Here is a 13,677-nt window from a genome sequence, read left to right as displayed (position 1 = left end):
AATATATTCTATATTATACCAAATTCTATATTTGTTTACAAGATATTTAAACTTTTTTAACTTTTTCTAAACAAATTTCTATATCTTATATGCTTAAAACCTACTCTTCTTCTGTCTCTTCGTCTCCAACAATTTTAACCAAACCGCTGTTTAATTCCTCTACTGCGATAGACAAAGGCTTCTTGCCATTTTCAGTAGCCATTGCATCTCTCTCCCCAATAATCTGTCTTGCTCTTTTTGAGGTTGCCAAAACGATAGAATATCTGCTGTTTACAACAGGCTGCTCACCTGCTTCTACCTCACTGTTTACTACTTTCATCAAGTCTGTGTACGATGGATGTAACATATTAAAAAATCTCCTTTCAAAACCGTTTTAATTCTTCTCTTATTTTTTCGATGTTGCTAATATTTCTAGATACCCTGCAATGTTCTCCCTGTATAATATGGTGAGTTCTTGCAATGCATTCATCTAAAACGTCATTGATAACCAAATAATCATACTGCTCAATACCCTCTGCCTCTAAAATTGCTCTTTTCAACCGGCATTCAATCGTCTTGCAGTCTTCCGTTCCTCTGCCCTCCAAGCGAGCTTTTAATTCATCCATGCCTGGCGGTGTTACAAAAAGCAGAAGCGTATCCGGGAATTTCTCCCTTACTTTTAAGGCACCCTGTATCTCAATTTCCAAAATCACATCTTTTCCCTGTTCAAGCTGGCTGTCAACATACTCCTTCGGCGTCCCATAGAAGTTACCAACATATTCTGCATACTCAATCAGTTGATTTTCTTCTATCATTTTTAAAAATTCTTCCCTCGAGCGAAAAAAGTATTCCATTCCTTCCCGCTCGCCCTCTCTTGGGTTTCTCGTTGTCGCGGAAATTGATAACGCATAATTACTATATCGGCTCATCAAGCCTTTTACAATAGTCCCTTTACCAGCACCCGAAAATCCTGATATAACTATTAGGATACCTTTCTTGTTCATTCCTGTCACCTTTCATCACTATTATACCTGCCGGCGATTGTCTCGGGCTGTAATGCCGACAGAATAATTTGTTCATTTTCCATTATAATGACGGAGCGGGTTCTTCTTCCCTGCGTCGCGTCCACGGCAGTCCCCTTATCCTTGGCATTTTGTACCATACGCTTAATCGGCGCTGCCTCCGGATTGATTACTGCCACTATTTTACTTGTATTTACAACATTCCCAAATCCAATATTAATTAAACCAGCCAAGTGAAATCTCCTCGCTAAATATTATTCAATATTTTGTATCTGTTCCCTGATTTTTTCAATTTCCGTCTTTAAATTAATTGCCCGGTTTGTAACCTCTAAATCATTTGCCTTGGAAAGAATGGTATTTGCCTCACGATTCATTTCCTGTGCAACAAAATCAAGCTTTCTGCCCATGTTTCCGCCTGCTTTCAGAGTGTCTTTTGTATTTGAAATATGACTTTTCAATCTTACAAGCTCTTCGTCCACGCACATTTTGTCTGTAAATAAGACAACCTCCGTGGCAATTCTGCTCTCCTCGATTTCGGTATTGCCCAGCAATTCAGTCACACGCTCTTCCAGTTTTTTTCTGTAATCTGCAATGATATCTGGAAAACGTTCTTCTATATAATCTACGTCCTCAAGCATTCCCTCGAGTTTATCCAGCAAATCATTTTTCAGATTTTCACCCTCCAGGATTCTTGCATCAACAAGATTCTGTGCTGCTCCCGATACCGTTTTTTCAATGAGCTTCCAAAGCTCCTCCTCATCGGCGGTCTGCTCCTCCATCACCAAAACTTCCGGATATCTGGACAGTGCTGCCGCACTGATATCACCGTTTATCTCAAACTCCTCGGACATCTGCTTTATGTACTTTAAATACTCCGATGCCACGTCCTGATTATACTTCAAGGATATTTTATTCTCAGACAAGTCCTCATAGGTGAAAAAAATATCCACTTTTCCTCTTTGAATATAGCTTTTCAGAAGATTGCGAATTCCTGCTTCAAAAATATTCAGTTTCTTTGGCATTCGCATATTGATATCCAGATATCTGTGATTAACAGCCTTCATTTCCACAGTCAGTCTTTTCTCGCCGTCTGCTTCCTCACATCTTCCAAAGCCAGTCATGCTTTTTATCATGTTATCACTCTCTTTAAATTTATTTGTTTCAGTGCATATTTGTACTAATTATCACAACTTATCAAATCATTATAATTCATTTGAAGGTATGCGTCAATATTACAAATGCGATAGTTTTTAATTTCTGTAAAGAAATTTTTAGAAACACTTGCAAAATACTTATTTTACTGTAAAATAGGTATGGAAAGTTTGATTCACGACAAGAGAAGCTGCTTGCTGCTTTATCTTGTTTAAATATGTATGTTAAGAAAGGTTTACAAGATGATTAGTGCAAATAATGTTACATTAAGAATTGGAAAAAAGGCTTTATTTGAAGACGTAAATATTAAATTTACCGAAGGAAATTGCTATGGTTTAATCGGTGCAAACGGTGCCGGTAAATCAACATTTTTGAAAATCATGTCCGGTCAGATTGAGCCGACACAAGGTGATATTGTTATCACTTCAGGACAGAGATTGTCCTTCCTTCAGCAGGATCACTTTAAATATGATGAGTATTCGGTACTTGATACTGTCATTATGGGAAATGCCCGCTTATATGAAATTATGAAGGAAAAAGATGAGATTTACGCAAAAGAAGATTTCACCGAGGAGGATGGTATCAAGGCAAGTGAGCTGGAAGGCGAATTTGCAACGATGAACGGCTGGGAAGCTGAATCCGACGCTGCCACCTTATTAAACGGACTTGGTATTGCTACCGACCTTCACTACAAATTAATGAAGGATTTAAATGGTAGTGAAAAAGTGAAGGTGCTGCTTGCGCAAGCGTTATTTGGAAATCCTGATATCCTGTTACTCGATGAGCCTACGAACCATTTAGATTTGGACGCGATTGGCTGGTTAGAAGAATTCCTTATTAACTTTGAAAATACAGTAATCGTTGTATCGCATGATCGTTATTTCCTGAATAAGGTTTGTACGCATACAGCGGACATTGATTATGCAAAAATCCAGCTCTATGCAGGCAACTATGATTTCTGGTATGAATCCAGCCAGTTGATTGTAAAGCAGATGAAAGAAGCCAACAAGAAGAAGGAAGAAAAGATAAAGGAATTACAAGACTTTATTTCACGCTTTAGTGCCAATGCTTCCAAATCAAAGCAGGCTACCTCCAGAAAGAAAGCACTTGAAAAAATTGAGCTTGACGATATTAGACCGTCCAGCAGAAAATATCCATATATTGATTTCAGACCTTCAAGAGAAATCGGCAACGAAGTTCTTACTGTTGAAAAGTTATCCAAGACAATAGACGGTGTGAAGGTGCTTGATGACATTTCCTTTATCGTAAATCGTGAGGATAAAATTGCCTTTGTCGGCGGAAATGAACTTGCAAAGACTACTTTATTTAAAATATTAGCCGGAGAGCTGGAACCAGACGAGGGAACTTACAAATGGGGTATCACCGTGACAAGTTCCTACTTCCCGAAGGATAACACCGCTGAATTTGACAATGACCTTACCATCGTAGACTGGCTGACACAGTTTTCTGAGGAAAAGGATGTTACTTATGTCCGCGGCTTCCTCGGCAGAATGTTATTTGCCGGAGATGACGGTGTTAAGAAAGTAAAGGTACTTTCCGGTGGTGAGAAGGTTCGCTGTCTTTTATCTAAGATGATGATTTCCGGCGCCAATGCCTTAGTGCTTGACGAGCCTACGAACCATCTTGATATGGAATCAATCACAGCACTCAACAATGGTTTGATTAAATTCCCGGGCGTACTGCTCTTCGCTTCACATGATCACCAGTTTGTGCAGACAACTGCCAACCGTATTATGGAAATTCTTCCGGGTGGAAAGCTGTTAGATAAGATCACAACATATGATGAATACTTAGAGAGCGATGAGATGGCAAGAAAGCGCCAGGTTTACACCGCTGACACAGAGGAAGAGGATTAATTTAACCCCACAGTATGAGGATATCCTATGAATAAAAAAGTAAAACAAGTTTTAGCAATAATCGGTATTGTTATTTTAGTGGGACTTTATGTGGCAACGTTTATTTTTGCCTTACTCGATTCACCAAATGCTGCGAGCTGGTTTAAAGCCGCACTCTACTCTACCGTTGTTGTTCCTGTTTTGTTATATGCCTATCTTCTTGTTTATAAATATTTGAAAAATAGGCGGTAGAATATAAAAAAGTGTGAGCGTTGCTCACACTTCGCGCCCAAGCAGGTTGCGAAGCAACAACTTCCTCCCTGCGAGGTGCCCGTAATATTTTATTATAATAAAAAGCCGGTCAGCTCTTTTTAAAAGAGCCGTCCGGCTTTTTCTTTACCCTTATAATGAAAATGCTAACTCATAGGATGGTTCGTTTGAAATATTTAATATATTATTCAATGCACGCGGAATTTTGATTATCTTCTTATAGCTCATGATAACCTTATCACAGCTTAAGCAGTCAAACATCTGGATTGCCTCATCTAAGAGACTTGCGGATTGGTCTACCGCTCTTTTTACCTCTTCGTTAAATACCACACAAAACTTTCCAGGCTTATCATACACAACTCTTTTGTATTCCATAACCGTCGCTGTCTTTAGGTGATTAATCGTCAGGTATAAATAAAACTCATTCAATAATGCCTTTTTATTATCCTTCATCCATTCGATGTCCTGCGCTAATATCTTTTCACATTCCTCTTTTTCGAGATTGACAAAGGATTTATATGTAACACCGTTTTGTCTGCTCTTCTTTTCTAAATAATAGGTTCGATTTTCATCCATTCTCATACACAAACTAAAAGACGGTTTATTCTCTATGTCCTGTGCGGGATAAGTCTTATATTTATTTTCCACAAATTTTACTTTCCGTACTACTGTTTCTATTCCCTCCTGCTTATATTTTTCCTGTATTTTTTCTCGTATTGCATCATATTCATCGTATTGTATCACATTGTTTTCTTCATTATACATGGTATACTTCATAAATTGCCTCCATTCATACTTATCGTGTTACTGTTTACACCTGCGGTGTTCACCGCAACATGATGCACACAAATCACCTAAAATGTGATTTGGCGCTTGCTGCCCTCGCAAAATTGTATAAACACAATTTTGACTTCGCGGGATACTGCCCAGTGAATCGTAACCTTATGTCATCTCTGAAAATATCTTCCGACAAGATACATTTTATTCAAGTCTTCCACCATTTATTCCAATATTGTCTATTTTTTATATTTTTCTTCATATCTTAGTTTTTATTATAAGCAAAATATATGAAAACTTCGTGTCCAACTTTTGACGATTTTATTAAAATTCCTGAAAGGTTTGTGATAATACCCCTGACACAGTAAAATCACCCGCCGTTTGGCAGGTGATTTTATTTTGATTCATTCCTATTATTTATTTCTATAAATAATGTCGTCTCTTCCCGGTCCGTTTGATACAAGCGTAATCGGGAAACCGATTTTTTCTTCGATAAACTCAATATATTTTCTGCAATTCTCCGGTAAATCTTCATACTTTTTGATACCGCGGATATCGGTTTTCCAGCCCGGAAGTACTTCGATAACCGGTTTTGCCTTCTCAAGAAGCCCTGTTGTCGGGAATTCCGTTGTCACCTTGCCGTCAATCTCATAAGCTGTACACACCGGAATTTCATCCAAGTAGCCCAATACGTCCACTACGGTAAATGCTACATCCGTCGTTCCTTGAATTCTACAGCCATACTTGGAAGCCACCACATCAAACCATCCCATACGTCTTGGACGCCCTGTTGTTGCACCGTACTCGCCGCCGTCACCGCCGCGTTTTCTAAGTTCATCTGCCTCGTCGCCAAATATTTCGCTGACAAAAGCACCTGCGCCGACTGCACTGGAATATGCCTTGCATACTGTGACAACCTCTTTAATCTCATACGGAGGGATGCCTGCTCCGATTGCCCCGTACGCTGCCAATGTGGAGGAGGAGGTAACCATCGGATATATTCCGTGATCCGGGTCCTTCAAGGAGCCTAGCTGTCCTTCTAACAAAATATTTTTTCCTTCTTTTATTGCATTCCATAAATATAAGGAAACATCGCATACATAAGGTGCTACCATCTCTTTATATTTCATTAACTCATCAAATAATTCTTTCGTATCCAATGCCGGTTTGTGATACAAATGCTCCAACATAATGTTCTTCGTTTCACAAACCTGCTCGAGCTTTTCTTTTAACGCTTCCTCGTCAAACAATTCGCTTACCTGGAAACCGATCTTTGCATATTTATCAGAATAAAACGGCGCAATTCCTGATTTTGTTGAGCCAAAGGATTTTCCGCCCAGTCTCTCTTCTTCATATTGATCAAAGAGGATGTGATATGGCATTACAATTTGTGCACGGTCAGATACAAGTATCGTAGGTGCCGGAACGCCTCGCTCTACAATGCCTTGGATTTCCTTGAACAACAGCGGTATATTGAGTGCCACACCGTTTCCGATTACACTTGTTGTATGCTCATAAAATACTCCTGACGGAAGTGTGTGCAATGCAAATTTACCATAGTCATTTACGATTGTATGACCTGCATTTGCTCCTCCCTGAAATCTTACGATAATATCAGTTTCCTTTGCAAGCATATCGGTAATCTTACCTTTGCCCTCGTCTCCCCAATTTGCTCCAACTACTGCTTTAACCATACTGAATCCTCCTGTCGGTTTCTTTTCTATCACTGCGTATATAAGAGTTCTTTCGCTCTCACACTTCCCTAGTATACTACATTTTTCACCATAAGTAAAATCAATATCTTTTATATTATATATAACCTGTAATTATATCTCTACCATGTCCATAAACTTCTGTGCCGCGGAGGAAAGCGGATTGTTTTCTGCCATCACAAGACAAAAGTTTCTGGCAGGAAGCTCTTCCTTAAATTTCAATTCAATCAGCTCACCGCTTTTTATATATTTTACAGCAAAATCTTGTACCACACTTGCAACGCCTAAGTTTCGAAGAGCAAACTGTACAATCATTTCACTTGTCGCAAGCTCAAATTCCGGGCTTAAAACCACATTTTTCCCCGCCAGATAGGAATCTACATAGGTTCTGGTACTTGTAATTCCCTCCAGACAGATAATCGGAAGCTTCTCCAGCTCCTTGTAGTCCAACACCTTGTCCTTTAAATAATCAAATTTGGAACCTGCCACAAAACTGTCCTTAATCTCCTTTACCTCTTTTACCAAAATTCCGTTTTTGGCGGAAAACGGAGAGCTCACGACGCCAAAGTCAATTCTTCCATCCTGCAAAAAGTTTAGCGTTTCGGGGGTAGGCGCATTGGTCACGGTCACTTTAATCTTGGGATACAGCTCATGAAATCTCTCTAAAATAGGAAGTAAATAAAATTTAAGCGTCATATCACTGGCACCGATGCGAATTTCCCCATATTGAAGGTTCTGCATTTCTTTCACCTTATTTTCCCCTAAAACAATCGTTTCATACCCTCTTTTAATGTAGGAAAAGAGAACCTCACCCTCTGATGTAAATCTTACCCCCTTCGCCGTTCTCACAAAAAGCGCCACATTTAACATCTGCTCTAATTGCTTGACGGACTGACTGACTGCCGGCTGTGAGATTGAAAGCTGCTCTGCTGCCTTTGAGATACTTTGAAATCGTCCCACATAGTAAAATATTTTATAATAATCTAAATTAATATCCATATCCGTGTACTTCCCCCTTCTTTCCTTCATTATTGCATAACTGACCATTTTTTTCAATCGGAATGAATGTTACAGTTCAACCATGCCATTCATAATATTCCAAGTATACTACTAAACAAATTTAATTTTATACAATTTTAATTGAATGTTTTGTCGAATATTGATATAATCACGTATTATAGTGCACTAAGTATCACAGAATCAAAGTGCTAGAAGGAGCTAATGTTATGAACGAAAAAGTCACGCAAAATCAGCGTAAGGGAATCAAACTCATCGCCAAAATGTTGCTGATTATTGTATTTCCTCTTGTGCTGCAATCCGTAGTCTTGATTGTGTCAAGCACTACCAAAATGACCAGTCTTTCCAATCAGTTGATAAAGAATGAGCTAAATACAGGTGTTTACCATTTAGATTCTATTCTTTCTTCCTATGGAGACGGTGATGTTTCTTACACAAACAATATTCTTTACAAAGGTACCACCGATATCACCAGTGTTTTAACCGATATGGATACATTTAAGACAAACACAAATGTCGATACAACCATTTTTATCGGTGATACGCGCGTTGCAACCAGTGTAAAGAGTGCCGACGGAACCCGAAATATCGGAACAACAGCAGATCCGAAGGTAGTAAAGGCAGTACTGGAAAATGGTGAAACCTATTTTACCACAAATATTACAGTAAATAACACAGCTTATTGTGGATACTATATTCCGCTCTATTCAAGCTCAAATCAGATTATCGGTATGCTTTTCTCAGGTATTCCGAGAACTACTGCAATTAGCGCAATAGAGTCAAGCGTTACACAAAATCTTATTCTTGTTGTTATTATTTTAATTCTGTCCTTGCTGCTATGCGCATTCTTTATAAGACTTATCGCAAAGGCAATCGGAGGTGTTGTAGGTCAGGTGGACAAGGTTGCAAAGGGCGAGCTTGATGTGGACGTACAAAATAAACTTATTAACCGTACCGATGAAGTCGGCGACATTGCACGCTCGGTACAGACTATGATACAATCATTTACCGGTATCTTACATAACATACTGACCAGCTCAGAATCTTTAGCTGATTTTTCTCAGAGATTCAAGGATTCTTTTGCTTCCATCAGCGATTCAATTGATAATATCAATACCGCTGTCGATGAAATCGCAAACGGAGCTACCTCTCAGGCAAATGAGACTCAGAATGCGAACAATGAGGTTGTAAATATCGGAAAAGCGATTGACCTCACCTATTCAAATGTAGAAATTTTGGCTGCCAGTTCAAGGAAAGTAGCAGAGCTTAACAACTCCGCCAACGAGACACTCTCTTCCTTGTTGCAAATCAGTCAGAAAACAAAACAGTCTGTCGACATTGTCCATGAGCAGACAAATGTGACCAACGCATCTGCACTTGAGATTCAGGCGGCTACCGATTTGATTGCGGATATTGCAAGCCAGACAAACCTGCTCTCTTTAAATGCCAGCATTGAAGCTGCAAGAGCCGGGGAACACGGCCGAGGATTTGCTGTTGTTGCTGAAGAAATCAGGGTTCTGGCAGACCAATCTAGAGAATCCGCTAACAAGATTGCAACGATTGTAGATACCTTAATCACGAACTCTAATACAAGCGTAAGTACAATGAATGACGTTGCCACGATTATTGTGGAACAGAATGAAAAGATTGACAATACAAGAGAAATGTTCTCCTCCCTAAATGACGAGATTACAGAGGTTGGCTCCGCTATCGATAAAATAACCTCTGAGATTGACCATCTTGCCGACATGAAAGAGAATGTACTCGCCAGCGTGGAAAACCTTGCCGCTATTGCACAGGAAAATGCTGCCAGCACAGAAGAAACATCTGCTTCCATGATTGAACTCAGTAAAATTGTTATGGATTGCACCGTTGCCACGGATGATATTGTTACACTTTCTGAGGAGCTCGCTGCCAATACAAAACAGTTCCGTATTAACAGAGAGCAAATTGCAAATGAGATAGTTTTTGATAAATAATAAATCTAAAAAGAATGGACACACAAATGTGATGTGTGTCCATTCTTTTTTTATATGATAGGAACCTTCTCCCAAATTCCTATTAAACGTTAATCTCCGCCTTCAATCCAAGCAGTTCTTCATTCGCCTTTAACACTGGATTTACGACGTTTTTCAGGAAGGTATCCACCTGTTCTTTGGAACGTCCCGTGTATTTTGACGGATCCATTGACTTCTCCAAATCCTCAAGGCTCATGTTAAATGCCGGGTCATTCGCAATTAATTCCAGCAGATTGTTTTCCAGCCCGTTTACCTTGACATTCTTTCCTGCCTCCATCGACAGCTCTCTGATTCTCTCGTGAAGCTCCTGTCTGTCGCCTCCCGCTTTTACTGCATCCATCATAATATTTTCGGTTGCCATAAACGGAAGTTCGGAACGAAGACGCTTCTCGATAACCTTCGGATAAACGACCAAGCCGTCCACCACGTTTAAGCAGAGGTCCAAGATTCCATCGATTGCCAGAAAACCTTCCGGAATACTCAGTCTCTTGTTTGCTGAATCGTCAAGTGTTCTCTCAAACCACTGTGTCGCAGAGGTAATTGCAGGATTTAAAGCATCCACCATAACGTAACGAGAGAGGGAAGCAATTCTTTCACTTCTCATCGGGTTTCTCTTATATGCCATCGCAGAGGAACCTATCTGATTTTTTTCAAACGGCTCTTCTATTTCCTTTAAGTGCTGTAACAAACGGATGTCGTTTGACATCTTATGAGCGCTGGCAGCGATTCCTGCTAAAATATTGAGTACTCTTGTATCCACCTTACGAGAATATGTCTGACCGGACACTGCATAGCATTCCTCAAAGCCAAGCTTCTTTGCTATCATTCCGTCAATTTTCTCAATCGTCTCATGGTCGCCGTCAAACAGTTCCAAAAAGCTTGCCTGCGTACCCGTCGTTCCCTTAGAGCCAAGCAGCTTTAGGCTTTCCAGAACATAGTCCAAATCCTCTAAATCCATCATAAATTCCTGAAGCCAAAGAGTTGCTCTCTTTCCCACTGTGGTCGGCTGTGCCGGCTGAAAATGGGTAAAAGCAAGCGTCGGCATTGCCTTGTACTCGTCGGCAAAAGAAGCAAGCTGTGCGATTACGTTGACAAGTTTTGTCTTTACAAGCTTTAATGCCTCCGCCATCACAATGATATCTGTATTGTCGCCAACATAGCAAGAGGTTGCACCCAAGTGGATGATTCCTTTTGCTTTCGGGCACTGTACACCGTAAGCATACACATGTGACATAACGTCATGTCGAACTAAGGCTTCTCTTTCCTTTGCCACGTCATAATTGATATCGTCCTTATGTGCCTTTAACTCCTCAATCTGCTCCTCGGTTATGTTAAGCCCTAATTCCTTCTCTGTCTCTGCCAGTGCAATCCACAATCTTCTCCATGTGCGAAACTTCATATCCGGCGAAAATATATACTGCATCTCTTTGCTTGCATATCTCTCCGACAACGGACTTTGATATTTATCTGTCATACTTTTTCTCCTTTTGGTATTTTACAACATTAAGCCTGATATTCTCCGCGGATATCCTCCGTCGGAGGCTCCATCGGATATTTGCCGGTAAAGCAGCCGGTACAATGCGGAAGCTGGTCTACCATCTCACCAAGACGATTTAGCTCCAAATAAGCAAGACTGTCCGCCCCGATTACCTTTTTGATATCGTCCACTGATCTGTTGTAAGCAATCAATTGCTCCCTGCTTGGAATATCCGTTCCGAAATAGCAAGGATATAAAAACGGCGGGGAACTTATTCTGACATGAACTTCCTTCGCGCCGGCTTCCTTGAGCATTCCGACAATACGGTCGCTTGTCGTTCCGCGCACGATGGAGTCATCTATCATGACAACTCTCTTTCCCTTTACCGCCTCTGCCAAAACATTCAGCTTAATTCTTACGCTGGATTCACGATTACTCTGCTTTGGTTTAATAAAGGTTCTGCCTACATAACCATTCTTTATAAAGGCAGTTCCGTATGGAATACCCGACTGTAAAGAATAGCCAAGCGCTGCCGCATTTCCTGACTCAGGAACACCGACTACCAAATCAGCCTCCACAGGCGAATCCATTGCCAGATACTTTCCTGCCAAAATTCTGGATTGATATACGCTCACTCCGTCAATGTGGCTGTCGGGTCTTGCAAAATATATATATTCAAAAATGCATCTTCCTTCTTTTTCCTTTGGCTTGCACATGCTTGTGTCAGAGAAAATTCCTTCCGGTGTGATTGTCACAACCTCTCCCGGCAATACATCTCTTATAAACTCTGCATCCACAGTCTCAAGTGCGCATGTCTCGGAAGTAATGATATAGGCATTATCTCTCTTTCCGATACACAGAGGCTTAAAGCCGTATGGGTCTCTTGCTCCGATTAATTTTCTCGGACTCATAACTACGAGTGAATACGCACCCTGGATTTTTCTCATAGCGCGGACAACCGCATCCTCAACAGATTTTGTATTCAGACGCTCTCTTGCGATATGATAAGCGATTACCTCGGAATCAATCGTCGTCTGGAAAATGGCTCCGGTATACTCTAGCTCATGTCTAAGCTGGGGTGCATTAATCAAGTTTCCGTTATGCGCCAATGCAAGCGTACCCTTTACATAGTTGAGTACCAATGGCTGCGCATTCTCTCTCGTACTGCTGCCTGCTGTGGAGTAACGAACATGTCCCACACCGATATCACCCTTCATGGTATCCAGACTCTCCAGGGTAAACACCTCATTTACCAGACCCATGCCTTTAATCGAGCTTACCTTTCCCTTCGGACCGCTCGTCTCACTCACTGCAATACCGCAGCTTTCCTGCCCTCTATGTTGCAAGGCAAACAAGCCATAATAGATACTGGAGGTAACATCATTTCCGTCAAAATCATACATTCCAAAGACGCCACACTCCTCATGCAGTTCGTCTGTTATATCATACTGCTCATGCATATTATTACTCATTGAATTTCCTTTCTAACATGTAGTGGTTAGCCTGTATCACTCATTACTGGATGCCAAGGCGTTTAAACACTTCCTGATAGGCATCTTCCACATTGCCCATATCTCTTCTGAAACGATCCTTGTCCAATTTCTCATTTGTGTCTAAATCCCATAATCTACATGTATCCGGTGAAATTTCATCGGCAAGGACAATCTGTCCCTTGTATCTTCCAAATTCCACTTTGAAATCAATCAGTTTCATCTTATGTTCTTCAAAATATTTACATAAAAAGCTGTTTACCTTAAATACAAGCTCTGTGATTGTGTCAATTTCCTCCTGCGTTGCAAGTCCGAGTGCCAACGCATAATAGTCGTTGATAAACGGATCGCCGAGGTCGTCATTTTTATAGCTGAATTCCAAGGTAGGGGAGAGCAGTTTTCTTCCCTCTTCAATGCCAAGCTTCTTGGAAAAGCTGCCTGCCGCAACGTTTCTCACGATTACCTCAAGGGGAACAATCTCCACCTTCTTTACCGCAGTTTCCCGGTCGCTTAATTCCTCTACCAAATGAGTCGGAATGCCTTCCTTTTCTAATAAAGCAAAAAGATGATTGGTCATTTTGTTGTTTACTACACCTTTACCTGTAATCGTTCCTTTTTTCAAGCCGTTAAATGCTGTTGCATCATCCTTGTAATCAACGATAACCACATCTTCCACATCGGTTGAATAAACTCTTTTTGCCTTTCCTTCGTAAAGCATTTCTAATTTTTTCATTGGTCCGCCACCTGTCCTTCTTGGAATATCAATTTCATTATTGTTAAGTTTACCTGTTTTAAAATGAGATTATGCTCTCATCTAGCATTATAATATAATGCATTTTCAAAAGCAATATGATATCTTTATTAATGGGGATTATATGTTATTAGAATTATTAAGCAATACTTATAA

At 40.4% G+C, this 13,677-nt stretch carries 13 protein-coding genes; 3 read left to right on the top strand and 10 right to left on the bottom strand.

What is annotated here, in order from left to right:
- Positions 1-100 precede the first annotated feature (100 nt).
- The 4 genes from rpoZ to CTY48_RS01135 are packed head-to-tail and all read right to left on the bottom strand — an operon-like array spanning position 101 to position 2,134.
- On the bottom strand, positions 101-346 hold the full coding sequence (gene rpoZ, locus CTY48_RS01150; protein WP_099466683.1) for a DNA-directed RNA polymerase subunit omega: 246 nt from the start codon (positions 344-346) through the stop codon (positions 101-103).
- Positions 347-362: 16 nt separating this feature from the next.
- The gene (gmk, locus tag CTY48_RS01145) at positions 363-983 is read right to left on the bottom strand and encodes a guanylate kinase (RefSeq protein ID WP_099466682.1); all 621 of its coding nucleotides are present in this window, start codon (positions 981-983) and stop codon (positions 363-365) included.
- Positions 984-988: 5 nt separating this feature from the next.
- On the bottom strand, positions 989-1,234 hold the full coding sequence (locus tag CTY48_RS01140; RefSeq protein WP_099466681.1) for a DUF370 domain-containing protein: 246 nt from the start codon (positions 1,232-1,234) through the stop codon (positions 989-991).
- 21 nt (positions 1,235-1,255) lie between these two features.
- Positions 1,256-2,134 carry a YicC/YloC family endoribonuclease gene (locus CTY48_RS01135; RefSeq protein WP_099466680.1) on the bottom strand — a complete coding sequence of 293 codons (879 nt, stop codon included), beginning with the start codon at positions 2,132-2,134 and terminating at the stop codon, positions 1,256-1,258.
- A 261-nt stretch (positions 2,135-2,395) separates the two neighbouring features.
- Here CTY48_RS01135 and CTY48_RS01130 point away from each other — a divergent pair, with 261 nt between their 5' ends.
- On the top strand, positions 2,396-4,030 hold the full coding sequence (locus tag CTY48_RS01130) for an ABC-F family ATP-binding cassette domain-containing protein (RefSeq protein ID WP_099466735.1): 1,635 nt from the start codon (positions 2,396-2,398) through the stop codon (positions 4,028-4,030).
- A gap of 27 nt (positions 4,031-4,057) precedes the next feature.
- Entirely contained in the window at positions 4,058-4,261 is a 204-nt protein-coding gene (locus tag CTY48_RS01125) for a hypothetical protein (RefSeq protein WP_099466679.1), read from the top strand.
- Positions 4,262-4,411: 150 nt separating this feature from the next.
- Here the strand turns inward: CTY48_RS01125 and CTY48_RS01120 are convergent, their stop codons facing one another.
- The 3 genes from CTY48_RS01120 to CTY48_RS01110 form a co-directional block, all read right to left on the bottom strand.
- Positions 4,412-5,056, bottom strand: coding sequence for a VTC domain-containing protein (locus CTY48_RS01120; RefSeq protein WP_099466678.1), 645 nt, complete (start codon positions 5,054-5,056; stop codon positions 4,412-4,414).
- Between the two features lie 413 nt (positions 5,057-5,469).
- On the bottom strand, positions 5,470-6,750 hold the full coding sequence (locus tag CTY48_RS01115; protein WP_099466677.1) for an adenylosuccinate synthase: 1,281 nt from the start codon (positions 6,748-6,750) through the stop codon (positions 5,470-5,472).
- Positions 6,751-6,882: 132 nt separating this feature from the next.
- Complete coding sequence (locus CTY48_RS01110) at positions 6,883-7,767, bottom strand: LysR family transcriptional regulator (RefSeq protein WP_099466676.1); 885 nt, start codon at positions 7,765-7,767, stop codon at positions 6,883-6,885.
- Positions 7,768-7,994: 227 nt separating this feature from the next.
- Between CTY48_RS01110 and CTY48_RS01105 the strand changes: the two genes are divergently transcribed.
- A complete protein-coding gene (locus CTY48_RS01105; RefSeq protein ID WP_099466675.1) occupies positions 7,995-9,764 on the top strand; it encodes a methyl-accepting chemotaxis protein in 1,770 nt (589 codons plus the stop codon).
- An 82-nt stretch (positions 9,765-9,846) separates the two neighbouring features.
- Here CTY48_RS01105 and purB read toward each other — a convergent pair whose 3' ends face one another.
- Genes purB through purC form a run of 3 tightly spaced genes read right to left on the bottom strand, consistent with a single transcriptional unit; the run spans position 9,847 to position 13,503 of the window.
- A complete protein-coding gene (gene purB / locus CTY48_RS01100; RefSeq protein ID WP_099466674.1) occupies positions 9,847-11,277 on the bottom strand; it encodes an adenylosuccinate lyase in 1,431 nt (476 codons plus the stop codon).
- A 29-nt stretch (positions 11,278-11,306) separates the two neighbouring features.
- Positions 11,307-12,752: an amidophosphoribosyltransferase gene (gene purF, locus CTY48_RS01095; protein WP_099466673.1), complete on the bottom strand. Its 1,446-nt coding sequence runs from the start codon at positions 12,750-12,752 to the stop codon at positions 11,307-11,309.
- 43 nt (positions 12,753-12,795) lie between these two features.
- A complete protein-coding gene (purC, locus tag CTY48_RS01090; protein WP_099466672.1) occupies positions 12,796-13,503 on the bottom strand; it encodes a phosphoribosylaminoimidazolesuccinocarboxamide synthase in 708 nt (235 codons plus the stop codon).
- Positions 13,504-13,677 lie beyond the last annotated feature (174 nt).

Source organism: Konateibacter massiliensis (genome assembly GCF_900184995.1).
Taxonomy (GTDB): Bacteria; Bacillota; Clostridia; order Lachnospirales; family Lachnospiraceae; genus Lachnotalea; species Lachnotalea massiliensis.
Note: the sequence above shows the minus strand (reverse complement) of the source record. Positions and strands in the feature narration are given on the sequence as shown.

Coding starts and splice junctions, on each gene's coding strand:
- rpoZ (WP_099466683.1), bottom strand. CDS start 346: ATGTTACATCCATCGTACACAGACTTGATGAAAGTAGTAAACAGTGAG.
- gmk (WP_099466682.1), bottom strand. CDS start 983: ATGAACAAGAAAGGTATCCTAATAGTTATATCAGGATTTTCGGGTGCT.
- CTY48_RS01135 (WP_099466680.1), bottom strand. CDS start 2,134: ATGATAAAAAGCATGACTGGCTTTGGAAGATGTGAGGAAGCAGACGGC.
- CTY48_RS01130 (WP_099466735.1), top strand. CDS start 2,396: ATGATTAGTGCAAATAATGTTACATTAAGAATTGGAAAAAAGGCTTTA.
- CTY48_RS01125 (WP_099466679.1), top strand. CDS start 4,058: ATGAATAAAAAAGTAAAACAAGTTTTAGCAATAATCGGTATTGTTATT.
- CTY48_RS01120 (WP_099466678.1), bottom strand. CDS start 5,056: ATGAAGTATACCATGTATAATGAAGAAAACAATGTGATACAATACGAT.
- CTY48_RS01115 (WP_099466677.1), bottom strand. CDS start 6,750: ATGGTTAAAGCAGTAGTTGGAGCAAATTGGGGAGACGAGGGCAAAGGT.
- CTY48_RS01110 (WP_099466676.1), bottom strand. CDS start 7,767: ATGGATATTAATTTAGATTATTATAAAATATTTTACTATGTGGGACGA.
- CTY48_RS01105 (WP_099466675.1), top strand. CDS start 7,995: ATGAACGAAAAAGTCACGCAAAATCAGCGTAAGGGAATCAAACTCATC.
- purB (WP_099466674.1), bottom strand. CDS start 11,277: ATGACAGATAAATATCAAAGTCCGTTGTCGGAGAGATATGCAAGCAAA.
- purF (WP_099466673.1), bottom strand. CDS start 12,752: ATGAGTAATAATATGCATGAGCAGTATGATATAACAGACGAACTGCAT.
- purC (WP_099466672.1), bottom strand. CDS start 13,503: ATGAAAAAATTAGAAATGCTTTACGAAGGAAAGGCAAAAAGAGTTTAT.